General features: G+C 43.9%; 25 protein-coding genes and 1 tRNA gene. 8 read left to right on the forward strand and 18 right to left on the reverse strand.

The features are described 5' to 3' along the window. Positions 1-71 precede the first annotated feature (71 nt). The 4 genes from NF865_RS04540 to dapA all read right to left on the reverse strand — a co-directional run bounded on the left by NF865_RS04540 (position 72) and on the right by dapA (position 3,766). Complete coding sequence (locus NF865_RS04540) at positions 72-1,265, reverse strand: pyridoxal phosphate-dependent aminotransferase (RefSeq protein WP_253305390.1); 1,194 nt, start codon at positions 1,263-1,265, stop codon at positions 72-74. 204 nt (positions 1,266-1,469) lie between these two features. Further along, entirely contained in the window at positions 1,470-2,579 is a 1,110-nt protein-coding gene (gene hypD / locus NF865_RS04545; protein ID WP_253305391.1) for a hydrogenase formation protein HypD, read from the reverse strand. A 2-nt stretch (positions 2,580-2,581) separates the two neighbouring features. After that, on the reverse strand, positions 2,582-2,806 hold the full coding sequence (locus NF865_RS04550; protein WP_253305546.1) for a HypC/HybG/HupF family hydrogenase formation chaperone: 225 nt from the start codon (positions 2,804-2,806) through the stop codon (positions 2,582-2,584). Positions 2,807-2,884: 78 nt separating this feature from the next. Continuing rightward, on the reverse strand, positions 2,885-3,766 hold the full coding sequence (gene dapA, locus NF865_RS04555) for a 4-hydroxy-tetrahydrodipicolinate synthase (protein ID WP_253305392.1): 882 nt from the start codon (positions 3,764-3,766) through the stop codon (positions 2,885-2,887). 47 nt (positions 3,767-3,813) lie between these two features. Here dapA and NF865_RS04560 point away from each other — a divergent pair, with 47 nt between their 5' ends. Genes NF865_RS04560 through NF865_RS04570 form a run of 3 tightly spaced genes read left to right on the forward strand, consistent with a single transcriptional unit; the run spans position 3,814 to position 5,574 of the window. Next, complete coding sequence (locus tag NF865_RS04560) at positions 3,814-4,668, forward strand: PfkB family carbohydrate kinase (protein ID WP_253305393.1); 855 nt, start codon at positions 3,814-3,816, stop codon at positions 4,666-4,668. Between the two features lie 35 nt (positions 4,669-4,703). Further along, entirely contained in the window at positions 4,704-5,219 is a 516-nt protein-coding gene (locus NF865_RS04565) for an NUDIX domain-containing protein (protein WP_253305394.1), read from the forward strand. A gap of 1 nt (position 5,220) precedes the next feature. Further along, complete coding sequence (locus NF865_RS04570; protein WP_253305395.1) at positions 5,221-5,574, forward strand: Mth938-like domain-containing protein; 354 nt, start codon at positions 5,221-5,223, stop codon at positions 5,572-5,574. Here NF865_RS04570 and NF865_RS04575 read toward each other — a convergent pair. Together NF865_RS04575 and NF865_RS04580 are read right to left on the reverse strand one after the other, a co-directional pair. Then, complete coding sequence (locus NF865_RS04575; protein ID WP_253305396.1) at positions 5,564-7,042, reverse strand: permease-like membrane multi-spanning protein; 1,479 nt, start codon at positions 7,040-7,042, stop codon at positions 5,564-5,566. The genes NF865_RS04570 and NF865_RS04575 overlap by 11 nt on opposite strands. Positions 7,043-7,050: 8 nt before the next feature. Continuing rightward, complete coding sequence (locus NF865_RS04580) at positions 7,051-7,812, reverse strand: ABC transporter ATP-binding protein (RefSeq protein WP_253305397.1); 762 nt, start codon at positions 7,810-7,812, stop codon at positions 7,051-7,053. A gap of 82 nt (positions 7,813-7,894) precedes the next feature. Between NF865_RS04580 and NF865_RS04585 the strand changes: the two genes are divergently transcribed. Further along, positions 7,895-9,409: a dihydropteroate synthase-like protein gene (locus NF865_RS04585; RefSeq protein ID WP_253305398.1), complete on the forward strand. Its 1,515-nt coding sequence runs from the start codon at positions 7,895-7,897 to the stop codon at positions 9,407-9,409. A gap of 339 nt (positions 9,410-9,748) precedes the next feature. On the opposite strand, the gene NF865_RS04590 is transcribed toward NF865_RS04585, so the two are convergent. The 4 genes from NF865_RS04590 to NF865_RS04605 are packed head-to-tail and all read right to left on the reverse strand — an operon-like array spanning position 9,749 to position 11,777. Beyond that, positions 9,749-10,036 (reverse strand): DUF3216 domain-containing protein, encoded by a 288-nt coding sequence (locus NF865_RS04590; RefSeq protein WP_253305399.1) that lies wholly within the window; start codon positions 10,034-10,036, stop codon positions 9,749-9,751. A gap of 5 nt (positions 10,037-10,041) precedes the next feature. Then, positions 10,042-10,803: a YchF/TatD family DNA exonuclease gene (locus NF865_RS04595; RefSeq protein WP_253305547.1), complete on the reverse strand. Its 762-nt coding sequence runs from the start codon at positions 10,801-10,803 to the stop codon at positions 10,042-10,044. A gap of 24 nt (positions 10,804-10,827) precedes the next feature. Then, a complete protein-coding gene (locus NF865_RS04600) occupies positions 10,828-11,091 on the reverse strand; it encodes a DUF504 domain-containing protein (RefSeq protein ID WP_253305400.1) in 264 nt (87 codons plus the stop codon). After that, positions 11,091-11,777 (reverse strand): MBL fold metallo-hydrolase, encoded by a 687-nt coding sequence (locus tag NF865_RS04605; protein ID WP_253305401.1) that lies wholly within the window; start codon positions 11,775-11,777, stop codon positions 11,091-11,093. Before NF865_RS04605 ends, NF865_RS04600 begins: the two co-directional genes overlap by 1 nt. Before the next feature lie 179 nt (positions 11,778-11,956). Here NF865_RS04605 and NF865_RS04610 point away from each other — a divergent pair, with 179 nt between their 5' ends. Together NF865_RS04610 and NF865_RS04615 are read left to right on the forward strand one after the other, a co-directional pair. Beyond that, on the forward strand, positions 11,957-13,012 hold the full coding sequence (locus NF865_RS04610; RefSeq protein ID WP_253305402.1) for a M20/M25/M40 family metallo-hydrolase: 1,056 nt from the start codon (positions 11,957-11,959) through the stop codon (positions 13,010-13,012). A gap of 100 nt (positions 13,013-13,112) precedes the next feature. After that, complete coding sequence (locus NF865_RS04615) at positions 13,113-14,495, forward strand: ATP-binding protein (RefSeq protein ID WP_253305548.1); 1,383 nt, start codon at positions 13,113-13,115, stop codon at positions 14,493-14,495. A 77-nt stretch (positions 14,496-14,572) separates the two neighbouring features. Here NF865_RS04615 and NF865_RS04620 read toward each other — a convergent pair whose 3' ends face one another. The 3 genes from NF865_RS04620 to mtnA are packed head-to-tail and all read right to left on the reverse strand — an operon-like array spanning position 14,573 to position 19,629. Next, on the reverse strand, positions 14,573-17,344 hold the full coding sequence (locus NF865_RS04620) for a DEAD/DEAH box helicase (RefSeq protein ID WP_253305403.1): 2,772 nt from the start codon (positions 17,342-17,344) through the stop codon (positions 14,573-14,575). A 29-nt stretch (positions 17,345-17,373) separates the two neighbouring features. Next, complete coding sequence (locus tag NF865_RS04625) at positions 17,374-18,516, reverse strand: iron-containing alcohol dehydrogenase (RefSeq protein ID WP_253305549.1); 1,143 nt, start codon at positions 18,514-18,516, stop codon at positions 17,374-17,376. A 48-nt stretch (positions 18,517-18,564) separates the two neighbouring features. Then, complete coding sequence (gene mtnA / locus NF865_RS04630) at positions 18,565-19,629, reverse strand: S-methyl-5-thioribose-1-phosphate isomerase (RefSeq protein WP_253305550.1); 1,065 nt, start codon at positions 19,627-19,629, stop codon at positions 18,565-18,567. 94 nt (positions 19,630-19,723) lie between these two features. Between mtnA and NF865_RS04635 the strand changes: the two genes are divergently transcribed. Next, positions 19,724-20,248 carry an NTPase gene (locus tag NF865_RS04635; protein WP_253305404.1) on the forward strand — a complete coding sequence of 175 codons (525 nt, stop codon included), beginning with the start codon at positions 19,724-19,726 and terminating at the stop codon, positions 20,246-20,248. Positions 20,249-20,252: 4 nt separating this feature from the next. Here NF865_RS04635 and NF865_RS04640 read toward each other — a convergent pair whose 3' ends face one another. Both NF865_RS04640 and NF865_RS04645 read right to left on the reverse strand, forming a co-directional pair. Continuing rightward, entirely contained in the window at positions 20,253-20,975 is a 723-nt protein-coding gene (locus NF865_RS04640; protein ID WP_253305405.1) for an ABC transporter ATP-binding protein, read from the reverse strand. Then, positions 20,968-21,966 (reverse strand): FecCD family ABC transporter permease, encoded by a 999-nt coding sequence (locus tag NF865_RS04645; RefSeq protein ID WP_253305406.1) that lies wholly within the window; start codon positions 21,964-21,966, stop codon positions 20,968-20,970. The genes NF865_RS04640 and NF865_RS04645 overlap by 8 nt, the downstream gene beginning before the upstream one ends. Before the next feature lie 114 nt (positions 21,967-22,080). On the opposite strand from NF865_RS04645, the gene NF865_RS04650 reads away from it, so the two are divergent. Beyond that, positions 22,081-24,108, forward strand: coding sequence for a hypothetical protein (locus NF865_RS04650; protein ID WP_253305407.1), 2,028 nt, complete (start codon positions 22,081-22,083; stop codon positions 24,106-24,108). Positions 24,109-24,205: 97 nt separating this feature from the next. On the opposite strand, the gene NF865_RS04655 is transcribed toward NF865_RS04650, so the two are convergent. The 3 genes from NF865_RS04655 to NF865_RS04665 form a co-directional block, all read right to left on the reverse strand. Continuing rightward, on the reverse strand, positions 24,206-24,712 hold the full coding sequence (locus tag NF865_RS04655) for a hypothetical protein (RefSeq protein WP_253305408.1): 507 nt from the start codon (positions 24,710-24,712) through the stop codon (positions 24,206-24,208). 14 nt (positions 24,713-24,726) lie between these two features. Next, positions 24,727-25,746 (reverse strand): putative endonuclease domain-containing protein, encoded by a 1,020-nt coding sequence (locus NF865_RS04660; RefSeq protein ID WP_253305409.1) that lies wholly within the window; start codon positions 25,744-25,746, stop codon positions 24,727-24,729. A 208-nt stretch (positions 25,747-25,954) separates the two neighbouring features. After that, positions 25,955-26,032 (reverse strand) — tRNA-Glu (locus tag NF865_RS04665). Positions 26,033-26,111 lie beyond the last annotated feature (79 nt).

A 26,111-nucleotide genomic window follows, 5' to 3' on the forward strand; every position in this document is an offset into this window, starting at 1 on the left:
GGCTTCCCCAAATTCTTCCAAATTTTGAAGAACTGCTTCAGCCAAAAGAATAAATGGTTGAAAGAAAGAAATCATCCAAGCCTTTCTTTCATGAACTTCTCTAAGTTGTCCATGGCCTCTTCTAAGACAGGCACTGGTGGTAGGAATATTGAGCGGAAGTGCATTTCTCCACCTTCTCCAAAGCCAGATCCATGAACAAAGAGCACATGGGCGTTGTGAAGCACGTCAAGGACGAACTCCTTGTCACTCTTCCATGGTCCCTCTTCAATCTTGGGGAAGATGTAGAATGCTCCCTGGGGCTTTTGTGTGCTTATTCCAGGCATCTCGCTAAGGCGCTTGTAGATGTAGTCTCTCCTCTCTTTGAGCTTCGCCATGTACTCCTCAAGGTAGTCCATGGGGCCCCTAAGCCCTGCTATTGCCGCTTTTTGAGCTGGGGTGTTCGGACAGATCCTTATCCTTGCGAGCTTCCCTATAGCTTCTCTAACTTCGGCAAGTTTGTTCTCTGGGTCTACGAAATACATGTAGCCTAATCTCCATCCCGTTGCGAAGTAAATCTTCGAGAGACCGTTCATGACGATAACGGGAACGTCTTTAGTTAGGGAACCCGGAGAAACGTGCTTTCCTTCGTAGGTCATGAGGTCATAGATTTCATCGCTTATTATTGGCAAATCATACTCTCCGGCGAGGTCAATTATCTCCTTAAGGGTCTTCTTTTCGTAGAGGGCTCCAGTTGGGTTGTTTGGGTTTATAACGGCTATTGCCTTGGTTTTGTCGGTTATCTTTTTCCTCATATCGTCTATATCCGGTTGCCATCCTTCCTCTTCAATGGTTCTGTAGGCCTTGGGCACGCCACCATAAAACTTAACTAAGCCGACATACGGCGGATAGCTTGGGCCGGGGATCAATATCTCTTCGCCTCCATCGATAAGGGCGCCAAAGATAAATTGCAAGGCTTCAGTAACAGCCGCTGTAACTTGGACATCTTCGGGGGTAATATCAACACCGTTCTTTTTCTTTTCCCTCTCAACGATAGCCTCTCTAAGCTCTCTATCTCCCTCACTATCGCCATAATAGTTGTGTCCTTCCATTATTGCTTCACAGTATGCCTTTTTCATATGCTCTGGTGGCTGAAAATCAAACTTCACCGGATCACCGATGTTGAGCTTGATAATTTTTATTCCTTGCTTTTCAAGCTCCCTTGCGGGCAAAACAACATCCCTAATGGCATATTCAATACTCATTGCCCGTTTTGACGCTTTAATCATAGCCACACCTCCCATGTATGTCAGAATATATTAGTCTTACAAGCATAAAAGTTTTTTCCAAAATTACGGGTGGGGTTTAAAGATAGCTTTAAAAGATGAGAAGCATAGCTATTTCAGGCGATGACGATTAGCAAGCATACTGAGAAGTGATGACGTGAACACCCTCCGAGCCCTTCTATTTTTCAAAATGAAGCAAAAAGGAGCTTAAAATAGTGCGCCGTATTTGTAGAATATTTGGCAAGTTCCTTCGTAAGAAACCATGCAAGGCCCCACGGGATTCCTTGGAGTGCATTTCTTTCCAAACAGAGGACATTGCGTCGGCAATGCTAACCCTCTAAGTATGGCTCCGCATATACATCCCTTCTCTAGATCAGGCAGCTCTGGAGGCTTGACCTTATAAAATGTCCTTATCTCATAGTCTTTGTATTCCTTCTTGAGCTCCAGTCCGCTTTTTGGTATTACTCCCAATGCCCTCCACTTAGCATCAACGACGTCAAAGAGAGCCTTTATAGTTTTCTGGGCTTCAACGTTACCCTCATATTTTACGACCCTCGTGTACTGGTTCTCTATCTTTACTTCCCCTTTTCTTATCATTCTAAGGAGCATGAAAACGCCCATAAGGAAGTCAACAGGTTCAAAACCCGCAACCACCTGAGGAACTCCGTATTCTGTGGTTATGTACTCCCATCCCTTGACCCCTATTATCGTGGACACGTGCCCGGGATCAATAAGGCCATCAAAAACTGTCCCCTGCTTAATCAATGCTTCCACGGCAGGTGGAGTTAAACGGTGTACTGAATAAATCTTAAAGTTCTCTATTCCCCTATCGATTGCTTCCTTTAGTATTCCAGCCGCAGGAGCGGTTGTTGTTTCAAACCCGGGAGAAAAGTGAACCACGAGCTTATCTTTCTCTTTCAGTGCTATCTTATAGGAGTCATAAATCGAGTAAACAATTCTAACATCAAAACCCTCGCTCCTTAAGTCGGCAAAACTCCCCATTGCAGTGGGAATTTTATACATGTCCCCAAAGGTTGTGAGAATTATCTCTTCCCCTTCTTCCTTTGCCATGCGCATTATTTCCATCATTGTTGCAATGTCCTCGGCAGGAGTTATACAAACGGGACACCCTGGGCCGCTCATTACCTTAACGTTCTCCGGCAGAAGTGAGCGTATTCCACTCCTTGTTACCGTATCTTCATGCGTTCCACACACGTGCATTAACTTTACTTCCCTGCCTATCCTCTCTGCTTCTCGTTTTATTCCTTGGAGAATCTTCTGAGCTAGCTCTTTATCCTGAAAGATCGAAAGCTCCATGCTCACTCCTCCATAGCTTTCATGACCTCTTCCCAGGCTTTCAAGCTTTCCAAAGCAGCTTTCTCATCAAGTTTTTCAATGGCAAATCCAGTGTGGACTATAACGTAATCGCCAACTTTAACATCCTTCACGAAGTCTATGCGCGCTTCTCTCCTAACCCCGCCAAAATCAACTATTGCAACGTTATCCTTAATTTCAATTACTTTAGCCGGCATCGCCAGACACATTTTCTCCACCTAATCAAAACTTATAGAAGGGAGTTTTTAAACTCTTTTTAAACCATAGGTTGTTCACGAACCCGTGTATCATAGAAGCCCTATTTCAATCAGGGTCTTCTCTATGTCCCTAATGGCTTCTTCATCAAGGGGCAAAGCCGGCATTCTTGGATAGCCGACTTCAAGGCCAAGCATCCTCATAGCCTCTTTTATCGCACTTATCTGGTTGTACTTTTTGACAACAACCTCGTTGAGGTAGTTTATCATGATCTGCAGCTTTCTTGCCCTCTCATACCTCTTTTCAAGAAATGCGTTGTAGAGTTCAACGCAAAGTCTCGGGGCAACGTTTGCAACCGCAACAACCGCCCCATGTGCTCCTAAGACCCATGAGGGATACATAACATCCGCAGTCCCCGCTAAAATGCTTATCTTATCCCCAACTCTTCTTATAAGCTCTGTTATTCTTCCTATTGATCCGCTTGAGTCTTTTATTCCAACTATATTGGAATGCTCATTCACGAGCTTTTCAATGACTCCCAAATCTATGTTGATTGTGGTGAACTTTGGAACGTTATAGAGCAGAATTGGAGCTTCCACCTCGTAGGCAATTCGGGAGTAATGGGCGAAGAGCTCCCTTTTGTCAGGCTTGAAGTAGTAAGGCGGGGCTATTAAGAGGGCATCCACTCCGATATCCCAGGCTTCCTTTGCAAGCTTTATCGTTTCTCTGGTTGAATTTTCAGCGACACCGGCTATGACGGGGATTGGCGATTCTTCTCGAACAATCTTAAGAACCCTAAGCTTTTCTTCAAAACTTAGATATGGGAACTCTCCGTTGCTTCCCAAAGTTACCAAGCCGTTTAGTCCAGCATCTGCAAAATAGTGGACAAGCTCACGCAGCATTTCTTCGTTTATTTTCTCTTCATCGTCAAACGGGGTCACATGGGGGACAAAAACTCCTTCAAACATAGGCATCAATTTAAAAAGGGACTTTACCTAATTAAACCTTACGGTGAAAAGGGATGAGATGCTTGGTAATCGGACACCTAACCCACGATATCATAATAAAAAACGGAAGGAAAACTGAGGGAATTGGGGGAGGAGTTTATTATTCATCCCTTGCACTTTCAAAGTTCTGCGAGGTTGTAGTTTTGACTAAAGTTGGGAAGGACTTTCCGATTGAGTGGCTTGAAGAGCTCGAATCTTATGGAATATCCACGATAATAATCCCCTCCGAAAAAAGCACAACATATGAGCTCCTCTATCTAGGCGAAAACACCAGACAGCTTAAGCTCCTCTCCAGAGCGGATTCATTTACTCTTGATGAGATACCCAAGGAAAAGTTCGACCTCGTACTGCTAAACCCGGTCGCAAATGAAATCCCACAGGAAGCCCTAAGCATCATAAATGCTAAAGAAGTCGTTGCAGATGTTCAAGGGTTTCTTCGAGGGTTTGAAAATGACAACGTTGTTCTGAAAGAAATAGACGGAGAGTTCCTAAAAAACGCGCAAGTTGTTCATGCAGATGCATATGAGTTTCAGCACATAAGAAACTTACGCCCCGACGATGTTGAGGTTCTTTTAATATCAAACGGCGCTGAAAGAGGAGTGGCATATCATAGAGGAAAAAAGTACCTCTACCACCCCCTTAAAATAGACCTGGATGACCCTACAGGCGCAGGGGACGTTTTTCTGGCGAGTTTTGCTTATTTTTATATGAAATGTCCCTTTGTTCTGGCGTTGAAGCGAGCAAATGCCTTCACAGCAACTTTTTTGGAAAGACGGAGCATCGACTTTCCAATTAGTGATGCCTTAGAAAAGGCTAAATTTGTGAAAGTAGAAAAAGTAGATGCCAATGAGGAAACGTCAGCACGCTGAGGGATGATGAGAAGGGACTTGGCCGAGGTGATTGTATGGAGCGATACGTCCTTCTCCTAAAAACCCCTAGAGGATACGACATAACCCCAATCAAGGAAGATATAGAAAATCTGATAAAAAGCAAATACCCTGAGGTTAAAGCAGAGATACATAAATGCATAGGTCTAACCGTAGACCTCGTAATCCTCTACAACGACGGTATAGTTCTGGTAAAGAGACGTAACGACCCATATAAGGGGCATTGGGCACTTCCGGGAGGATTCGTGGAGTATGGGGAGAAGGTTGAAGATGCCGCTGTGAGAGAAGCAAAGGAAGAAACTGGGCTTGATGTTGAGCTTCTAAAACTTATTGGGGTTTACAGCGACCCGAATAGGGACCCAAGAGGGCACACGGTTACAGTAGCATTTTTAGCCAGAGGAAAAGGAAATCTAAAGGGAGGAGACGACGCGAGTGAAGCCAGGGTCTTTAAGTTCGAGGAGGTAAAAAATCTTAAGCTTGCCTTTGATCACAAAAAGATTGTAGAAGATGCCCTCCGCATTATGGGTGGTTAGAATGGTAGAAAAAGTTGAGTTCGGGAGGATAATTATAAACGGAAAGGAATATCACCATGATATCATCATTTATCCCTCCGGAAAGGTGGAAAAGAGGAAAAAGTGGCTCAGCAAGGAGAAGCACGGGACAAGCCACAAGCTCGATCCAGAGGAGCTGAAAGAGTACCTAGGAGAGGAGTTCGAAGTCCTTGTTGTTGGGACGGGCATTTATGGGATGCTCTCCCTTCTTCCAGAGAGCAGAGGGCTAGTAAAAGGGAAAGAGATCATCGAGAAGCCCACTCCCGAGGCGGCAAAGGCCTTTAACGAGCTCAGAGAAAAGAAAAAGGTGCTTGGGATATTTCATATCACCTGCTGAGCCTTCTGAGAAGGAGTGCCAAAGCTAGAGAGATCACAAGGGCCATAGCCTGACTTTCAATTATGCTGGAGCTTATAAAAATCGGAAGAGCGATAATACCAAAGACTATGCCAACAAGTACAAACATAAGGATTACCTGAAGCCATTTGAGCTCAGGAATACCTAACTCTTCTCCCTTATACCTGAAAAAGTAGAGCATTATTACGGAAGACGCTATAAACGGTAGAAAAAGAGCATAAGGAAGCAAAACAAAAGCTTTAGGATCGTAGTAAAGACCAAAAGCGACCAAGGAAATGCCTAAAAAGGTTGGAATAAGGGCCATTGAGATTATTTTTGCAACGACAAAATCTCTTTTCTTTATGGGGAGAGTCCTGAGAAAGTCCAAATTCTTCCCTTCAACTTTGAGAACCGCATCAGCACCTGGGACAGAGAATAGGCCAATCATGAAGATAACATGAAAAAGATCTTCTAGGCCTAGCTTCCCCCGCTGAAGAGCAGAAATAAGCGTCGGAAATACTATGTAGATTGGAAATAGAAATGCAACAAGCAGCGCTGGTTTTCTTAGAAATATTTTAAAGTCCTTTGAAACCAGTGCCAGAACTTTGCTCTTTGGTGATGCCTTAAACGTTGAAATGCTTCTCCTTTCTGAAACCACGGGAGGTTCGAGAATCTTATTCCATACTCCCTTAAGGGTAAGGTAATACACAAATCCAAAGGCAATTGAATATCCAAGGAAAAGCCCTATACTTCTCAGAGGGTCAAAAATAGAGGAGACTGCAAAAGGGTAGGCAATAAAATATCTTTCCACTATCCCAGCAACCTCTCCAGAGTGCCTCCTTATGTAGTACTGGAGATAGTTCATCATCATAAACATTCCTATGAAAAGCAGGAACATCACAACTCTGGCAAAACTCCTTAAAGAATGTCCCCTACTCGCCCTTTGGTGTATTCTAAGGGAGAAGAAGTTAACCAAGACCAATCCAAGCGTATGGCCCAAGAACAAACCCAACAACAGCCAGAGAATCGCAAGAAACCCCGATAACGGATACTTCATCAAAAGGACAAGGGCACTTGGGAGGACCGTGGCAAGTGAAGGAGAAATCTCAAGAAGCAGGAGAGCACTGAGGTATCTGGAGCCCATTCTTATGGGAAGGAGCTTTAACGGCTCAAACAGACCCACAGAAAGGATGTATGAGGTCTGTACCGTAGTGACGTACATAGCAAAGACGAAGGGTATTAATGCAAGGGAAACCATTAGAGAAGAAAGGACAAGCTTTTCATCAGTGAAGGCTAATGTAGAGGCCATCAACAATCCAAAAGGGAGGAAACCAAGGACTTGAAAGCCAATACCACGCTTAATATTCATAGCGTTTTTGATGGCTTTTTGAAACTGCCTATCATCATTCACTATTAGGGGGTTTCTCTTTGCTATTTGGTAATGAAGCTCGCGATAAAGTATTCTGATCATAAAATCACCTACAATGCAGCTTTTAGAGCCCGTAAGATGTTCTCTACTTCTCCTTTGCTCTCCGTGAGCTTAAGGAAGATATCCTCAAGGTTTTCTTCATGGACTTTTTCTTTTAACTCATCTATTGTCCCATCCACAATAAGCTCCCCTTTATAAATAAGCCCAATCCTATCGCATATCATCTCCGCTAGGGGCAATACATGGGTAGAAAACACTATGCTCTTTCCTTCCATCTTGAATTCAAGCAAAAGCTCCCTCAGTATTCTCGCACTTTTAGGATCTAGACCGTTCATGGCCTCATCGAGCACAAGAACCTGAGGATCGTGAAGAAGAGCAGAAATAAGGGAAATTTTCTGCTGCGTGCCAAAGCTCAGTGTTCCAATAAACTGATCGAGGTACTCCTCAATTCCAAAGGCTTTGACAAGGTAATTGACTCTCTCCTCCAGCTTTTCCTTATCAATGTTCCTAACACTCCCGATAAAGTTGAAGAACTCCCCAGGCGTTAGGCTCTCATATAGAATGGGCGTTTCGGGCACAAAACCAACAACTTCCTTTACCCCTATGGGGTCCCTCAAAGGATCAATGCCAGCTACAAGCACCTTCCCTGAGGTCGGCTTAACTATTCCAACTAGAATTTTCATCGTAGTTGATTTTCCGCTCCCATTAGGGCCTAAGAGCCCGTAGATTTCGCCATTACTAACCCGAAAGCTTATCCCATTGAGCACAGTTTTATTGCCGAACTTCTTGATGAGATTCTCCACTACGATCATACGACCCTCGATTAGGTGAGAGTCCTTGCTCTAATAAACCTTTTGGGAGAGGTTTATAACCCTTGAAATGCGAAATAATAACATGAAAATCTTACTGGTAACAGGAATCCTCGCGGAGCCACTGGTTAGGAAGTATGGAAAAGGCTGCGATGTATTTGTGTGCCCGGTTAGTGTAGCGGCGTTTTTCACCCCGAAAATGATCATAAACTGTTTAAAAAAAGCCCGTATAAAAGATTACGACCTAATATTAATTCCCGGACTCGTAAGGGGATCTGCTCAAGAAATTGAAGATTCTCTTGGAATCCCCACGTTTAAAGGTCCAAGAAACGCTTCAGATCTGCCTCAGGTTCTTGAAGCGCTCAAAAAAGGATTCAAGCTAAGCAAAGAAACCCCTGCAGATGATCTTTTTGAAATAGATGCGCTCAAGAAAGTCAAAGACATCAAAAACAAAACAAAAAACAAAAGATACATCGAAAAAGCTCTTAAAAAGCCTTACAACTTCCTTATAGGCAGCTTACCGGTTGGGCTCGACTTTCCACAAAGGATAGTGGCTGAGATAGTTGACGCACCAAAGCTCAACTTTGAAGAGCTTCTGAACAAAGCCCTCTACTACCTAAAAAGTGGAGCGGATATAATTGACATAGGACTGGTAAGCGGAGAAGAGCATTTAGAATTCGTCGAGACTATTCCAGAGCTTAGAGATGCCCTAAAAGAACTCGGTCATGATGTGCCAATAAGCCTTGACTCCCTTAATCCAAGGGAACTCGAAAAAGCCCTCGATTTTGCAGACTTGTTTTTAAGCGTTGATGAGAGCAATCTGGAAGCATTGGTAACCGAAAAGCCCGTTGTTCTAATCCCGACAAACCAAAAAACCGGCTATTTCCCTACTAACCCTCAGAAAAGAGCTGAATTCCTTGAGAAGCTTAAAGAAAGGGCAGCTTCCCTCGGGTATAAGAGAATTATCTTAGACCTAATTCTTGAGCATGTGCCCAACTTAGCAAGGTCAATCTCTGCTTTTCAGCTCTATAGGGAAAGACACGGAAATGATATCCTTTTAGCGGGAGTTGGGAACGTTGTGGAGATGATAGATGCAGACAGCGTAGGGATTAATGCCCTATTGGCGGGAGTTGCAAGGGAATTGAACATATCCCTTCTCCTCACTACGGAAGTGAGTCCAAAGTGCAGAGGGAGCGTTAAGGAGCTAAGAAGGGCTTTGGATATGACGTTTTTTGACGTCCCAAAGGATCTCGGATTTGACTTGCTCATTCTAAAAGAAAAGAAAAGCGAAAACGTTACCTACAAGGTGGAGTCGCCAATCTTAAACGCCCGGGAAAAGGGCGTAAAGCTTGAAGAGATTTACTTCAGAATCTTTCTTAAAGACGAGAAGATATGGGTAATAGCACATAAAGGCACCGAACAGCTCTTGACGATAGTTGGAGAAGAGCCCAATGCAATAATTGACACAATTCTGGAGCATTTTGACATTTCTCCAAGGCATGCGTTTTACCTCGGCAGAGAGCTCGAAAAGGCAAAAACTGCACTCAAACTAAAAAGAAGCTACCTGCAGGAGAGTGAGCTCTTCAAGGAATTCTACTGAAAAAATTAAAACCAGCCTGAGGAAATAGTTGAGAGATGATGAAAGGCCACCGTTCTGCCTACCTGTTAATTGTGTAGAGAGTGTTAATCTCGTAACGGGTAGGCTTCCCTCCTCCCGTCTTCATTGGAGGGCTTTCGGGGGAACGGAGACTCCCCACATCTTCCGCTGAGCCTCCATTCGGGCTTAAAACCCCACATATCGGAGACTACCACATCATGACAAAATTCACACCAAACCTATATAAAAATTACGGAAAAACAAAAGACACCAAATGTTTCGATTGTTCTAATCAAGAAAACAGCCTGAGCCCATGGCTATTAGGAGTACAGCCAAAGCTGATTAGGGGTTTTCAAAGAGAGGAATCTTGGGTTTTCTGAACTTTTCCTCCAGTTCTGTTCTTTTTGTTCTAACTTCTTCCAAAAGCTCCGTTATTTTTTCGTTTTTATGCTTGGTTGAGAGACTCACTAAAATGCCCTCAACAAACCCGAGTATGGAAACTTTTATGAAATCTTCCCCTTTTTTGCTGGAAAGCTCCTTCTGAAGGACTACAAAAGAATCTATAGCCTTAACAACATTTTCTTCCCCAAGCTCTTCGCATAATTGCTTTATCTTTTCAACAGTTTCCATAGACATCACCTCAAATTTAGTTTAAAGAACTTAACAGCGTTCTCGTGGGTTATTTTTTCAACTTCTTCAATCGACAGTTCCTTTAATTTAGCTATCTCCTCAACCGCAACCTTAACATAATGCGGCTTATTTTTCTCGCCCTTGAACGGGCTCATGTAGGGGGCATCGGTCTCAACGAGAATGCTCTCAATATCCAGAGCTTTTACAACTTCCCTGACTTCAGGGATGAACGTTACCCCGGTGCTTATTCCTATAAAATGCCCGTTCTCAGCAATTTCCTTTGCCGTCTCGATGTTCCCGGTATAGGAGTGAAAATATCCAAGGAGGCCCTTCCTTTGGACTTCTTCATAGACTTCTCTCTCCGCGTCCCTTGCGTGGAGTACAACTGGCATTTCAAGCTCTAGGGCCAAGTTTAGGAAATAGTGGAATATTTCACGCTGGTTTTTTCTTTCTTCTTCAGTCTTAGCATAATAGTAATCAAGCCCAATCTCGCCAATTGCAACGATTTCATCCCTATGCTCCAATATAAACTGCTCCACCTCTCTCACTTTCTCCCAATTGCCTCTCCTTGCCTCGTTTGGAGCAAAACCCAAGGTTGGGAATATAAAGCCAAAATAAGGTTTTAAAAGCTCCCAGCTCTTCCATACGTGGAATTTCCGGTATTCGGTTATGGAATCAACTACCGCAATTAGGTGTTTTCTGCTCTCTTCAACGACGGCTGGAATCTCCTTCTTGAACATTTCCACATGAGCGTGGGCATCTATCATTTCAGCTCCCTCCATGATTACTGCTCAGAATTTTACCTCATCTTCCAAGCCCCTCTTTTTCCAGACAACCTTCCCGTCTTTCCTTACAACTGCCAGAATTCTGTGGTAAGGAATTTGGGTGTCTTCGATAAAAAAGTAGCCGTGGCCGAGTGTTATCAGCTTAACGGGAATCTTCTTAACGTTTCCATAAGCCCCCCGATGCTCAATAACTATGTAATAGTCCTCCTCGTTCTCCCGGGGGTCGTATTTAATCTTTGCCAGAACCTCTTTAACGAAGCCTTTCCTCACTAAAACTCCCCCAGAATCTTTTTAATATGCTCAAAATTCTCCTTCCAGTTTGTTACCGGCTTTCCATGTCCGGGCAAGGCAATGTAAACATCAAGACTGCTTAACCTTTCCAAGCTCTCTATTAACTTCTCAAAGCTTCCTGTGGGCAGATCAGTCCTCCCTACTGCGCCTTTGAACAAAGTATCCCCCGTAAAAAGGATTTTCTCCTCGGGCTCATATAGGCAGCTGCTTCCTGCCGTATGGCCCGGAGTGTGAATAACTTCAAGCTTTTTGCCTCCTACCTCTAGAATATCTCCATCATCAAGCCTTACATCAACTGAATGCGGCATAAACCTCTTGCCATAAGCGTACGAGAGAATAACATAATCGTCTCCTCTCTCAATAACATCAGCCGCGAATCTATGGGCGGCAAACTTAACATCGATCCCTCTTTTCTCCAAAACCTCCTTAAATTTTCTGTTGCCTCCAATATGGTCAAAGTGCTCGTGGGTGTTTAAAATTATGACTTTTTCGAGGCCGTCAAGGTAGTTCTCCCGCTCAAGAACTTCAAAGTATCTGTGCCAGTAAATTCCCGTTCCCGTGTCAATTATCAGCCCTTCTTTCCCATCACGAAATAGGTAAATGTTTGAGTCGTAGCCTATTCCCTTGAGCATTACTGTGTTTGGCGGAATCTCCACTGGTATCATTACAATCACCTCAAAAGGCTCGAGGGGGGACCGCGTCCTCATCTCGGGGGAGCAAGTCCCGTCAGGAGGGATGAATCTCTTCATCGCCTGAGGGTAATAAGAGGAAACCCCAACATAAACTTTTTCCTTGTCCACAGTATTTATAAGCACCCGCGGGGATTATCACTTAGGTGAGTTATGTGAAAGCTGAAAGAGCGAAAGAGATTTTGGTTGAACTTTTAAAAATTCCGTCGCCATCTGGTCATGAAGACCGCCTCGCTTTGCATATAATGGAGTTCCTTCACAAATTAGACTACGACGTTCACATAGAGAGCGATGGAAAAGTTATTGACCTCGTTGTAAACCCCGATGCCGAGCTTTTCTTTGAAGTTCATATGGATACGATAGACATGAGGGCTGAACCTTTTGTTAGGGGGAACATAGTCTACGGCACCGGAGCGAGCGACGTCAAAGGTGGGTTGGCAAGCATTCTCCTTATGCTTGAGAGCCTAAAGAAGGAAAAGCAAGACCTCAACGTTGGAGTTGTGTTTGTGAGCGACGAAGAAAAAGGCGGAATGGGTTCTGCGCTTTTCATGGAGCGCTATAAACCGAAGATGGCAATTGTAATAGAGCCAACAGACCTTGAAGTGCACATAGCCCATGCAGGAAACATAGAGGGCTATTTTGAGGTTGATGGAAAGGAAGCACATGGGGCATGTCCAGAAAGCGGTATAAACGCCATAGACCAAGCTTACAGAATGATAGAAGAATTAAAAGCCCTTGAGCCATTTAAACAGAAAGGAAAGTACTTCGACGCTTACATAGGACTGCAGGAGCTAATATGTGAGAATCCATATTATCTCATTCCCGCTCTGTGCAGGGGAAGATTCGAGGCAAGGCTTTTGCCCGATCAGGAAGTTGAGGACGTTCTCGACCTAATGGATCCCATTTTGGATGAATACACCCTCCGCTATGAGTACACAGAGATATGGGATGGCTACGAGCTGAGTGAGGATGAAGAAATAGTGCAACTGGCCAAGAAGGCCATGGATGCCGTTGGCTTGGAAGACTTCGGAGGAATGAGAAGCTGGACTGATGCTATCAACTTCATGTATAACGGAACAAAGACAATCGTTTTTGGCCCCGGAAACCTCGATATATCCCACACAAAAGGCGAAAGAATAGACGTTAGAGACGTCGTCAAGGCGAGCGAGTTTTTAAAGAAGGTCAATGAGATTTACGGAAAAGGCGAATGAGCTTTTTCTTTTCATTGCCTTTTAAATTTTAGAGTGCGCTAGTTACTCCAATTCGCAACTCTTAAATAGTTTACTTGTGAGTAATTTACTGGTGAGTATAATGTTTGTTAACAGGAAGTCTGAGCTTTCGCTCCTTGAAGATAGGTTCAAAAGTGAGAAGGCCGAGTTCATAGTCGTTTACGGAAGGCGGAGGGTTGGCAAAACTGCCCTTCTCCTTGAATTTCTGAGGAGGAATGAAGGAATTTATCTTCTCGCAAGAGAAACTAGTGAAGCTGAAAATCTCAAACGCTTTTCTCAAAGGGTTGCGGAGCATTTTGGAGATGAGTTTATTATGAAAAACCCATTCAGAAGCTGGGATGCTTTCTTTGAATACCTTTACCAGAGGGCAGATGAAAGGCTTGCCGTAGTCATTGATGAGTTCCCCTACCTTGTCAAAGGAAATCCATCCCTTCCGTCAATACTCCAAGAGTATTGGGACTTAAAGCTCTCCAAGAGCAAAATTTTTCTAGTAATCTGCGGCTCGTCCATGAGCATGATGGAGAGGCTTCTCGGCTACAAGAGCCCAATCTACGGAAGAAGGACGGCTCAACTAAAGGTCTCTCCACTTGACTTCTTCGAGGCTCGAGACTTTTTGCGGGGTTATTCACTCGAAAACTTCGTGAAGGCTTATGGAATTCTCGGGGGCACGCCCGCTTACCTTCTTGAGTTTAACGATTCAAAAAGCATAGAGGAGAACCTTCTTGACTACTTCCGTCCGGACTCTTTCCTCTACGGAGACGCTCGATTTGTCCTCATGGAGGAGCTTGAGGAGCCGAGGAACTACTTCGCGGTGATGGAGGCAATAGCTAGAGGAAAAACGACACTTGGAGAAATAATGAATGAGACAGGGCTTGAGCGCGGCACCGTAGCCAAATACCTGAGCGTTTTAAATGACATCGGCTTCGTGAAAAGGGAGGTTCCAATAACGGCTAGCAGGAAGAGCAGGAAAGGGCGCTACTACATAGGCGACCCCTACTTCGCCTTCTGGTTCCGCTATGTTCATCCCAATGCAGACCTAATAGAGATGGGACAAGGTGATATCCTCGTTGAGCTCGTCATGGAGGACTTGAACGAGTACATCGGCTGGGTCTTTGAGGAAATTGCAAGGCAGTTCCTTATTAAGCTGAACAAAGCCAAAAAGTTACCCTTCCGTTTTATGAAAATCGGCCGCTGGTGGCATAAGGGCGAAGAAATTGATTTGATAACCTTAAACGAGCGAGAGAGAAAAGCGCTTTTTGTTGAGGTCAAGTGGAAGGATCTAAAGGAGAGGGAATCAAGGAGAGTTTTGGAAGACTTGAAGAGAAAAGCAAAACTGGTTGGGCTTGAAGGCTGGGAAAAGCGCTACGGGCTCGTGGGTAAAAATGTTGAGGGTAAAGAGGAACTACGTAATGAAGGTTATTTGGTCTGGGACATAGAGGATTTCGAAAGCCTTATTTCCTACTAAAAGAGGTGAATTTCTATGCAGAAGAAGCTCTTAAAATCCTTTCCATGGCGAAAGCCTTTGAGTTCTCCTCTAAGGTTTCATCCGTCGGCTTTCTCTTTCCTGTCTACCCAGAAGCGCCTCGTTCTTATATACCTCTTTTCGGCCTCAAGTAGTGCCACGAGCAAGGCATCACCCTTGTATTGGCTCAAAAGCCTAGCAGCGGTGTCTGCACCGACACCATAGCTTGCCAGCGCTAGGACAGCATCAAAACCATAGGCTTTGATTAAATCACTTGCCTTTATCAGCCTTCTATACGCACTTTCCTCTTCTTTTTCAAGCTTCTTTCCCCTCTTAAGCTTCTTCAATGCAGATACGAACAGTTCAGCATCTATGGGATGTGCAACGGCAATCATCTTGGAAGAACATTTGGGACACTGAAGGTAATCTAAGCGGTTCTTCAGGCGTGAAACCTTAGTGGTGCTCTTCCACCCGCAGTTGGTGCAGACTAGGAAAACTTCTGTGTTGAGGAGCCTTTCTTTAAACAGCATCAATATCTCATCCCTCTCAAGCTCTCCACCGACTAAAAACTCGCCACCGACGCTTAAGTTAAGGACACCGAGAGGCGAAGGCTCTTTCCTTAAGGCTGCTTTTATTCGGATTTTTCCGTCCTTAATTGCCTTTAAAACTTCTTCAGCTTTCTCCACATCAAGTTTGTCATGGAAAAGCTCGTTTAGAGTTTCTTTTTCAACCACAGTGCCTTCAAAAAGTCTCTCTACTTTTCTTATCTTTGCTTCTCTCCTCAAAGCCCCTATCCTTTTTGCCACGTTGAGCATTCTCCACCTATAGGTGTGGCTGTCTCTCATTGCCCTTGAGAGGACGAATGGCAGTGCCTTGGCATCTTGGAGGAGATAAGATTTAACCTCACTGGGATTGAGCTGGAAAGGAGACTTGACCACTATTGCGTGAGCTTGAGCCCTCATAGAGAAAACTTTTCCATATTTTGCAGCCAAAAACGCCAGAAGGAACCTACCAATTGTCTCATTCACTTTGTTGCCGAAATCAGCATGGATAATTAAAGCATTTGGAAGGGATTCAATCCCAATGTCCCTATCGGTGCCCAGAGGCTCCTGTTTCTTTAAGGTTGAGAAAGTTAGCTCAAGCTCCCCATCTTCGAAGTCAACTTTGGATATGAGCTCCTTGGCAGAGCTGAAATCAAAAAGAAGCTCCCTTTTAAGCCTTCCAACATCTTGAGCCACTTCAAATGGAACCGGTATCATTTCCCCTTCCCAGCTCGGCACGGCACTTTCTAAACTCTTGCTATCCCTCACCTTGAGTAGCTTTGATTCTTCATCGATTCCCAGCAGAATCCAGCTCCTTCCGTGCATTATAAACTCCATCCCCTCTTCGAGATCCATCACAAAGCTCTCATCCAAGCGCCCAATTATCTTCCCGCTCTTTACGTCAAAAACCCGATAGCTGATTTCGTCTGGAATTGTGGAGAGGTTCTCGTAGTAGTACTGATACGCTCCCCTCCTAAGGTAAATGATACCACTTTCCTCATCGTAGCCGATTAAGCGAGCTTTACTAAGCATGTTTAAAACTTCGCAATATTCTTCCCACTTCAGCTTTCTGTAGGGATAAGCCCTTTTGGCAATCTCAAAGGGGACTTCTTTTGGCAGCTTTCCTTGTTCTATTAAGAGGCCCACAACAAAATGGCCAAGAACATCTAAAGCGTTTTCATATGGCTTTACAGCCTCAAGCTTGCCTTCAAGAGCCCTCTGGGCTATAACCAAGCTCTCAAGGTAATCTTCTATGTTCGTGGCAATTATGTAGCCTTCACTAACCTCCCCAGCCCGGTGTTTTGCTCGCCCTATCCTCTGAATAAGCCTGTTAACCTGCCTCGGACTCATATACTGCACGACAACATCTACATCTCCAATATCAATCCCCAGCTCCATAGAAGACGTGCACACAAGGGCTTTTACCTTACCCTCTTTTAAAGCCCTCTCGGCACTTATCCTCGCTTCCCGTGAAAGACTGCCGTGGTGAACCTCAACGGGCTTGCCCCACGCTTTTAAACGGTGAGCGAGAATTTCAGCGAACTGTCTCGTGTTCGTGAATATTAAGGCCCTTTCGTGCTTCTCTATTATCTCCCAGAGAACCCTAAGCCTAGTGGCAACATCAAGGGAAACGTTAAGCTTTCTCGCAAGGTCATTGTCCTTTTCATCGGGCTGTGGGAATAGAACCCTAACTCTGTATCTTTTTTCAATAGGCGGCTTAACTACTGTATCGGCTTTAAGCCAAGCCTTGATTTCCTCTTCATTTCCAACGGTTGCAGAGAGTCCAATTCGCTGAAAATCGGCAAATTCAGCAAGTCTTTCAAGGGCAAGACTAAGCTGCACTCCCCTCTTGTTGTCAACAAGCTCCACTATCTCATCCACTACTACAAACTTTACGTTTTTGAGGGCTTTTCGAAGAGATTTCATCGTTAAAATTACCCCAAGGGTTTCGGGGGTTATGATGAGCATATGGGGAGGCTTCTTTACCTGCTGGGCTTTTCTGTAGGCTGAAGTGTCCCCGTGTCTAACTTCCACGTTAATCCCAAGCTTCTCTCCCCACCATAACAGTCTGTCCAACAAATCCCTGTTAAGAGCCTTCAAAGGAGCAATATACAGTGCGGAGATTGGATCTAACTTTTCTTCCAAAATTGCGTTGAAAACCGGAAGAACTGCTGCCTCGGTCTTCCCGCTTCCAGTGGGAGCTACGATTAAAACACTCTTTCCAGCACTAACCTCTTCAAAAGCCCTAATCTGGAGCTCATTAAGCTCTCCAAACTTTTCTTCTACAGCCTTCTTTAAAAGGGGATGCATAATAAGAAGAGTGAAGGAAGGTTTAAAAATCACTCGGCATAATAGGCTTTCTTATAGATCTCCTTTATATCCTCAACACTGGGCTCTACGGGGTTGAAGTTGACCAAAGGGTCTCCATAGGCTTTCTTTGCCATTTCATCGAGCCTTGCCATGAAGACTTCTTCATCAACGAGATCACTGAGCTTTGGCACGCCAAGCATTTCGTTAAACTCTTTAATAACTTCAACAAGCTCTTCTGGAGTGTTGAACCCTATTTCCTTTGCTATCTCTCCGTATTTCCGCCTTGCGTAGTCGCTTTTCATGTTAAATTCTATCACATAGGGAAGGAATATCGCGTTGAGAAGTCCATGCGGTCCAATCCAAGCAGCTTTGTGGCTCAAGCTGTGGCAGATTCCAAGGCGAGCGTTCAAGAAGGCTATTCCTGCCATTGTTGCCGCATAGTGAACTTGCTCTCTCGCAGCCTCGTCTCCATTAACCGATAAAGGAAGCCACTTAAAGACTGTTTTCACGGCTTTTATCGCCATTGCGTCGCTAAACGGGGTAGCAGCTTTTGTTGTGTAAGCCTCGATTCCGTGAACTAAAACATCAAGGCCGCTGTTCCTTGCAACTTCCTTCGGCATTGTCCTAGGCAGCCTCGGATCCAAAATAGCGTATTCTGGGGCTATTTCGTATGACACAAAGTTGTACTTTATTCCATCTTTCTTAAGAACTGAAGCGGCAGAAACCTCGCTTCCGGCACCGCTTGTTGAAGGTATTGCAACTAAAGGAGTCTTAAGCTTGGGAATCACTTTGGGTGGCTTTGTAAATCTGTCAAGAAATGCAATTTCCTCAAAGCTCAGGTCTGGAGCGTCATAGAACACTTTTATTGCCTTTGTTATGTCTATTACACTTCCCCCTCCAAGGGCTATGAGTAAATCTGGGGAAAACTCCCTAACCCTCGGCATAAGTTCTTCGACGTCCTCATAATTCGGCTCCGCCGGTAGGCCACTTATGGCGTCAACTTCAGCCCCTGCTTCTTCCACATAGTCCATCACCTCGTTTAAAAACCCATGAATGCGTATTGATTTACTTGATAGCACCAAGACCTTTTCATAGTTCCTAGCAATGCTTTGGACGTATTTAAGGCTCCCTTCTCCAATTGCGATTCTTGTTTTTAAGCTGAAAAACTTCATCTTCACCACCAAAAAATAAAAGTGACTAGGGGTATTTAAACCCTAACTTCATTCAAAGAGCTTTTTCAAGTTCTTCTCAAAGGGTGGATAGACGATTCCTCTGTCCGTAATTATTGCCGTCAGGTATTTGTGGGGTGTTACATCAAAGGCCGGATTGTAAGCGTCCACCTCGGGCGCTATTTTGCAGCCGCCGCATGTTAAGACCTCTTCTTTGGGTCTTTCCTCAATTGGAATCTCCTTGCCGCTCTTAAGGCTCATGTCGATTGTTGAAAGAGGTGCTATTGTGAAGAAAGGTATCTTGTGCTCTTTTGCAAGTACAGCTAAGGAATAAGTACCTATCTTGTTTGCAAAATCTCCGTTGGCAACTATTCTGTCAGCACCCACTATTACCGCATCTACTTTTCCTTGCTGCATCACAAAGCCCGCCATGTTGTCGCATATAAGCTTTAGGGGGATCCCATCGTAGTGGTACTCCCAAGCAGAAAGCCTGGCTCCTTGAAGAACTGGCCTGGTCTCATCAACCCATAAAAGCTTGAGCTTACCTTCTCTGTGCATCACTCTCAATGCCGCTCCCACAGTACCTAAGTGAACCGTGGCAAGGCTTCCAGCATTACAGTGGGTTAAAATGTTCCCCTCTGGAAGAATTTCGGCCGCGTAGTGGCCCATTCTGAGGTTTGCCTCAACGTCTTCATCTGCTATTTTATGAGCCTCTTCAACGATCAATCTTTTTATCTCACTAAGGCTATCTTCCCTGTGCTCCTCCACGAGGTTTTTAATCCTATTGAGCGCCCAGAACAAGTTTACCGCCGTCGGACGGGTGTTTTTAAGAATTTCATACGCCCTATAAAACTCATCAAAGAATTCTTCCTTAGTTTTTGCCTTACTTTTCTCCGCAAGTAAAGCCAGCCCATAGGCGGCAGTTGCTCCTATTGCCGGAGCCCCACGAACTTGCAGGGTTTTTATGGCTCTAGCAACTTCCTCAACTGTGTTTAGCGCTATCACTTTAAACTCTCTCGGAAGCAGAAGCTGATCAATAATGTAAACTTTTCCATCCCTGAACTCAACACTCCTCGGGAGTTTTGTAAGTTCTTCCGGTTTGTACTTTATTTCCATTCTCATCACCCCTATTTCTTCTCGGCCAAACGATTTAAAGTTTGCTTTTTGCAGCTCCGACAGGTTATTAAATTTTTGTTTCTTCTTAATTCAGGTGAGCCTCATGAAGATTTTTGTCACAGGCCTACCGGGAGTTGGCAAAACAACGCTCGTTCTAAGGGTAGTCAAAGAGCTAAAAACCCACAACTTGAAAATCTGTGGCTTTATAACACAAGAAGTGAGAGAAAAAGGCAGAAGAGTCGGGTTTAAGATTAAAGCCCTTGATACCGGAGAAGAAGGCATTTTAGCATGGGTTGGAAGTGGATATCCCAGAGTAGGAAAATATGTCGTTAACCTGGATGATTTAAACAATGTAGGAGTCTCTGCAATACGAAGGGCGCTTAAAAATGCCGACGTCATAGTAATTGACGAAATTGGGGCGATGGAATACAAGAGCAAAGAATTTGCGGAAGCTGTTGAAGAGGCCATCAAAAGCGAAAAACCGCTTTTAGCAACGGTTCACCGAAAATATGCAGAGAGGTTCAAGAACTTTGGAACGCTTTACACCTTAACCCCCGATAACAGGGAAACCATAAGACAAGAGATCCTCAAAAGCCTAAAAACAGCTCTAAAGCTCTAAAGCATCATTTCGCAGCCACTATCACTCTTAAACCTTCTACATCTGCTATCTTCACTTTTACTCCATAAACTTCTTCTATGACATCAGAAGTCAGTTGTGACGGTTTGCCGCTCCACCGTATTCTCCCGTTATCGAGAACTACAATCCTGTCAGCATAGTTTAGAGCCAGGTTTAAGTCGTGCATAACGCTCACAAGGATTTTTTCACCCCTAAGCTCATCTAAAAGATTCATTATCTGGAGAGCGTGGTTAATATCCAAGTGAGACGTTGGCTCGTCGAGCAGCATTACAGTACTTCCCTGTGCTAAAGCTCTCGCTATCAGCAATAACTGATACTCCCCCCCACTTAGCTTCGTTACGAGCTCATTCCTCCTTTCCCACATCCCTACCTTTCTTAACGCATCCTCGACGTCTCCTCCAGTCGCGTAGGTTCCGAGCTCAACAAACTCCTCAACTGTGAATGCAAACTCCGGAACCGAACTTTGAGGAACATAGGAAATGTATTTCGCCCGTTCTTTGGGCTTTAAACTCAAAAGCTCCAGACCGTTTAGCCTAACGTACCCACGGGGTTGTAAAATTCCAACGAGACATTTCAAGAGGGTTGATTTTCCAGCCCCGTTAGGCCCTACAATCGCTAAAAGTTCTCCTTTCTTGACTGAAAAAGCAACATCCCTTAAAATCTGCTTTTCCCCATAGGAAAAGGATACGGTGACCTCTAGCTTATCCAAATAACTCACCCCTCTTCTTTTTCATGAGGAGGTATATGAAAAACGGAGCGCCAAAGAGAGCAGTAATAATCCCTACGGGAACTTCCGCTGGTTTAAGGAGTATTCTGGCAAGGATATCAGCAAAAACCATCAATGCTCCACCAAAAAGTGCCGAAGCTGGTAAGAGCCTCTTATGATTAGGTCCAAATAGCATTCGCATGGCATGAGGACTTATCAAGCCCACAAATCCTATTATTCCGCTGGTGGCTACGGCAAAAGACGTTAAAAGAGAGATAATGCCAATTACAATTTTTCTGTAAAGATTTATATCAAGCCCCATTGCGATGCTTTCCTCTCCCAAAAGTAGCAAGTTTAGCTCCCTCCAGCTGAAGAGCAGAACGCCAACACCCAGAATAGAAGGTAATAGAACCAGCTTAACGTCTCCCCAATCTGCCCCATTGAACGTTCCCATTAGCCAGAATATTGCATTGTGAATTCTTTCTCTTCCCACGTAGATGAGGTAGGATGTGAGAGCATTTGTAAAAAACCCTAAGGCAATCCCAGCTAAAAGCAAGGTATCTACCGGAATATGCCCGTTAACTTTTGCGATTCTGTACACTACAACGACTGCTAAAAGAGCCCCCAGCAAAGCAAAGAAACCCATGTATTGGGGGAAATATAAGGCTGCTATTGAAGCTCCAACTGCTGCTCCTCCGCTTATCCCGATTATATAGGGGTCTGCAAGCGGGTTCTTGAAAAGCGCCTGCGAAGCTGTCCCCGCTGAAGCTAGGCTTACACCTACAAGATATGCTAGTATAACCCTAGGCAGCCTTATTTGAAGAACAATATAGCTGTTTCCTCTAAGCGAGTCTGGATTTGAAAACGCTCTTTTGAGAGTACCCCAACTAAAAGCCCCTAAGATATCCCGGAAAGGTATCTCCACCGGGCCGATTGCTATTCCCAATAGGATAAGGACTGCTGACAATATTACTAACCCAGCTATTTTTTTCATGCTCTCACTGGATTATTTATCCAGACTGACCTATAAAAAGTTATCCTTCATAGCCCTAGCTCAAGAAACCTATAAATACAAAAGGTATATAGCATAATACAAGGTGACCCAATAATGAAGAAAGTTTTAGCTCTCGCTCTTTTTTTGCTCTTAACTATCTCCAACTTTGCAGTAGGGCAAATACTAATAGAAAATCCCCAACCATCTCTTGTGATCCTTGGAAATCCCTATCTGAAGTACTTTTCACTACCTGAAGGAGAAGAATACACAGCGTATTTTTATGTGATCGAAGATTTGGACATTGAGAATGTTACACTCTATTACAGAGTAAATTACGGTGAATGGCAAACAAGACCTACAAAAGTCGCCAATATAAATGAAAACGAAGAAATATACAACTCAATAGTAAGCAGAATATACAACAGATCTGCAATAATGAGAACGTTTTATGGAAAAGCAACTATCCCCGCCCAAGAAGCGGGAAGTGTCGTGGAATTTAAAGTAGTGGTAAAAGACAAAGAAGGCCACATAAGTGAAAGCATTATAGGGAAGTACTTTGTTGTAAATCCCTCAGGAAAGCGCGTGCTAATTGTTGATCCCTCAGTAAAAGAGGAACTCTATCTAGAGGGAGCTGAGAATGTAGAAGTGCTTATCAATGCAACGGAAGAGTATCCGGTGGATCTAAGCGACTATCAAGCAAAGCTCGACAAGGTAAAGCCTTTCCTCAAGCATCAAAGGTTTCTAAAGCGACACCACTGGGAATACCTTGCTCGGTATTACAACATTACAATTGTAACCCCAGAAGAGCTCCCAACTGCCCTTAAAGAGGTTCAACCTAGCGTTGTGATACTCTCGAATCTATGGATGAAAAGGTGGGAAATCCCAAACATCCAAATTCTAATCGAATATCTCCGAAAAAACAATGCAGGGCTAATCGCAACTCACGGAACACTGTTTGATGGATTAGTCTACACTGGAGACAGGCTAATCCAGACGGGACCAGCTCCCCATATAGGGACATTCGAGGCTTATGAACAAGGAAGTCTAGCAACGTTGCTTGGCCTTGAGCTCTTGCCGGTAATAGAGGAAACTAAAATAAAAGCCGCAGAAAAGGAGAATTATGCAATCTCCGAAATACCAGCAATGCTGCCATTTATCCCCTCTCCAGAACCTCTTCTTGTTAAAAACATGAACGTTATAAAGAGCGTATCGTCCTTGAACTTTTCTAATGAGACTTATTCTGCCTTTGGTTGGCAGTACCTCTTACTTCAAGAAAGCATGAAATTTGCGAGAGAAAGAATAAGAGAAAGGAAAAGAATAGAGAAGGGCAAGATACTGGAGTTCTTTGAACTCCAAAAGGAGATATTTGGCTACTCAAATCCCTCACGGGGAATATACGCAATGGACTTTCCATTGGTCGATGCCCTAAGAGCTTTAAAGTTCACAGACGACGAGATATGGGTTCAAATCGGAGCTACTATTATAACTCTGACACCCAACCGTCCAGTACTAGAAAGAGTCCGTCTGCTGAGCGCAATAAACCAAGATATTGTTAGTATAGATGCCATCTCAAAAGATTATCTTTCTACCATTATAACAAGAGGTGAGAAACATCGTGAAGATGGAATAAGGAGTGTCTACATTTCATTTGAGATCGAGGCTGGAGAAGAGCAGGAATTTTTAGTACTGAAAGACATGGCGGAATGGGCATCGAACTTTGAGCCAATAGAAACTTTTGCGCCAATTGTTCAAGTAGCAGTGTTATCAAACGATATCGATTGGAATATAAAGGGACAATACATCAAGGAGCACTTTGAAAAGCTGGGAGCTATGGTTACAAGGGTTAAGCCAAGTGAATTTGAAGCGTACAAGAAGAACAACATCATAATAATCCTCGGAGGTCCTAAGGCATACGAAGGAGTTGGCGAGTACGTAAAGCAGGTTCTAGACGAAGAGGAGCAGAAAAAGATAATCAACGGAAAACAGGGCATTTTCATAAAGAGAGACGTGTGGAGCAAAGGGCAGATAGTTATAGTACTGGCTGGAAAGGACAGATATCAAACTGGAGAGAAGGTATTAACATATTCGAAAGGAGTAAACGAGGACTACGTAAACCTCCTTGCAGAATTTCTAACAAGCTGAGATAAATTCTGGTAGCTTTAATTTTTCTTTATTTTTAACAATAACGCAACCTCCGAGACGAATAAGAATTTTTTCAACGCCCTTAAAGTTGTTATTTTCAAGGAATCTCTGCAGGCAAATGTCTCGAAATGAGGTAATACCAAATCACAAGTATAGCTGCCATAGCAAATGTATACCTAATGCTTAACTCGTTAGTGAGCTTGTTTACAGATATCGCGTAAAAATCCAAAATATATCCCATAATCACTACATAAAGTGCTATGCGCTCAATCCTCTGTAAGTTTCTGAGTGGAGCTATGTTAAGATAGGCATATATCTGGGGAATCAATATAGGAAAAATAAGTGCTATTTCTATCCATTGATGAGTTGACTCAACGTCTCTAAAGATTCCAGCTTCCCAAATATATTGAAAAATTTGTGCAAATGCCAAATTCAAGCCAATGTATATCATAAATAAAAGCATAAACGAGTACCTCACGAACTCTTTGGACGGATTTTCTGGCTTATTGGGATGTTTCTCCACTATATATAACACTTGGTTATTAACAACGAGAAGGATTCCATATACACTAATAGCCGCCAAACCTGTTGAGACGTCAGGCACTAATTAGACCCCCTTTAACGGATGATAATCTTCTTCCGAGCATCTTTGATGATAATTTCCCTTGAACGGCCTTTTCGTTTAATGTCTCCCTCTAACACCACAACCTCTGCTCCAAGCCGACGAAGTTTCTGGATGTAGCTATCGATGTCCACATTGGCTCCAACATCAAGAATCACCGCAATAACCTCGTCAAAGTATTCGACATAATCTAAAACCTGGCCAACCAACCGCTGAAGCTTGCTCCTGCTCTCTGCAATCTTTATCTCAATACCAATCCTGTCACCAATAGCAATGTCAATTTTTTGGTCTCCAACTGGATACTGACGGACAACGTGCCTCCCAAGGCGCGCCTTGAGATACTGGTAAAGTTGCTTTTCAAGGTCCTCCTCGTCTCTCACTATCTCTGGCTCAAAATCAAAGAGAATATCAACAACATCTGGCTGGGAACCAATCTCTTCATCGTACTCTTCTATATCTTCCTTGCCCTCAAGGGATTCCAAAGTTTCAGATTCAAGCTCAATAGAAGCAACTTTGCCAGATTCCTCACCGAAAAGTTGGGCCCTGTATTCGTCAAGCTCTCTTTGCTTCTGCTCTTTGAAGGCTTTTAAAGCCTCATTGGCTTCCTCAAGCCACTTGTGAAAATGCTGAAGTACGTGCCGAGACTTAATTTTATACCTTTTAGCAACCTCTGCAACTTCCTCCAGAGTCAAATGAGCTGCCACGACATCAATCAGCTCATCTTTATTTCTAATTTTGTAACGGCGCTCTTCACCGTTCACAATTTGTGTCCGATAGGTAGGGACACCCTTGGCGGCACACACAGCCTCAAGCTGCCTCATCTTGAGCTGTGATAAAATCTCTCGCTTAGCCTCAAACTCCTTTCGTGCAACTTCCTCTTGGAACTTTTTCTCTGCATCAGCGATTTCTCTTTTGATTTCAAGAGCCTTAGCCCGATACTTGGCCTCCCTCGCCGCGCGGTCCATTGCTTTTTTAGTCGCGTCTCCAACTTTCTTTAAGAAGTCACCAAACCCCATAAGCATCACCATTTATTCTTATGTTAAGAATTACTCAAAGAAATTAAAAGAGTTATGGATGTCTCCTTATGAAGGTAAATGGAGGAATATAAAACGAACATTATTTTCTCCATAATGATAAATACATTGCCTGTTGAAGCAGACTCTGTGAAGAATAAGCCCTTCACAATGGTAAAACTAATCTTAGAATAGCATGACAAGAGAATTATGGTGCCCCGGCCGGGATTTGAACCCGGGGCGCGGGCTCGAAAGGCCCGCATGTTTGACCGGGCTACACCACCGGGGCGTCCAATATCCTAACGTTGAGATGAATTTAAAAACTTTTCGCTCGAAATTCTCTTAAAGAACTTCATGGGGAGTTCGGC

Source organism: Thermococcus aggregans (assembly GCF_024022995.1).
Classification (GTDB): domain Archaea; phylum Methanobacteriota_B; class Thermococci; order Thermococcales; family Thermococcaceae; genus Thermococcus_A; species Thermococcus_A aggregans.

Coding starts and splice junctions, on each gene's coding strand:
- NF865_RS04625 (WP_253305549.1), bottom strand. CDS start 18,516: ATGAAGTTTTTCAGCTTAAAAACAAGAATCGCAATTGGAGAAGGGAGC.
- NF865_RS04575 (WP_253305396.1), bottom strand. CDS start 7,042: ATGATCAGAATACTTTATCGCGAGCTTCATTACCAAATAGCAAAGAGA.
- NF865_RS04645 (WP_253305406.1), bottom strand. CDS start 21,966: ATGAAAAAAATAGCTGGGTTAGTAATATTGTCAGCAGTCCTTATCCTA.
- NF865_RS04580 (WP_253305397.1), bottom strand. CDS start 7,812: ATGATCGTAGTGGAGAATCTCATCAAGAAGTTCGGCAATAAAACTGTG.
- NF865_RS04570 (WP_253305395.1), top strand. CDS start 5,221: ATGGTAGAAAAAGTTGAGTTCGGGAGGATAATTATAAACGGAAAGGAA.
- NF865_RS04615 (WP_253305548.1), top strand. CDS start 13,113: ATGTTTGTTAACAGGAAGTCTGAGCTTTCGCTCCTTGAAGATAGGTTC.
- NF865_RS04590 (WP_253305399.1), bottom strand. CDS start 10,036: ATGGAAACTGTTGAAAAGATAAAGCAATTATGCGAAGAGCTTGGGGAA.
- mtnA (WP_253305550.1), bottom strand. CDS start 19,629: ATGGAAATAAAGTACAAACCGGAAGAACTTACAAAACTCCCGAGGAGT.
- NF865_RS04550 (WP_253305546.1), bottom strand. CDS start 2,806: ATGTGTCTGGCGATGCCGGCTAAAGTAATTGAAATTAAGGATAACGTT.
- NF865_RS04595 (WP_253305547.1), bottom strand. CDS start 10,803: ATGATAGATGCCCACGCTCATGTGGAAATGTTCAAGAAGGAGATTCCA.
- NF865_RS04565 (WP_253305394.1), top strand. CDS start 4,704: ATGGAGCGATACGTCCTTCTCCTAAAAACCCCTAGAGGATACGACATA.
- NF865_RS04620 (WP_253305403.1), bottom strand. CDS start 17,344: ATGCATCCCCTTTTAAAGAAGGCTGTAGAAGAAAAGTTTGGAGAGCTT.
- NF865_RS04540 (WP_253305390.1), bottom strand. CDS start 1,265: ATGATTAAAGCGTCAAAACGGGCAATGAGTATTGAATATGCCATTAGG.
- NF865_RS04560 (WP_253305393.1), top strand. CDS start 3,814: ATGAGATGCTTGGTAATCGGACACCTAACCCACGATATCATAATAAAA.
- dapA (WP_253305392.1), bottom strand. CDS start 3,766: ATGCCTATGTTTGAAGGAGTTTTTGTCCCCCATGTGACCCCGTTTGAC.
- hypD (WP_253305391.1), bottom strand. CDS start 2,579: ATGGAGCTTTCGATCTTTCAGGATAAAGAGCTAGCTCAGAAGATTCTC.
- NF865_RS04605 (WP_253305401.1), bottom strand. CDS start 11,777: ATGATACCAGTGGAGATTCCGCCAAACACAGTAATGCTCAAGGGAATA.
- NF865_RS04650 (WP_253305407.1), top strand. CDS start 22,081: ATGAAGAAAGTTTTAGCTCTCGCTCTTTTTTTGCTCTTAACTATCTCC.
- NF865_RS04585 (WP_253305398.1), top strand. CDS start 7,895: ATGAAAATCTTACTGGTAACAGGAATCCTCGCGGAGCCACTGGTTAGG.
- NF865_RS04660 (WP_253305409.1), bottom strand. CDS start 25,746: ATGGGGTTTGGTGACTTCTTAAAGAAAGTTGGAGACGCGACTAAAAAA.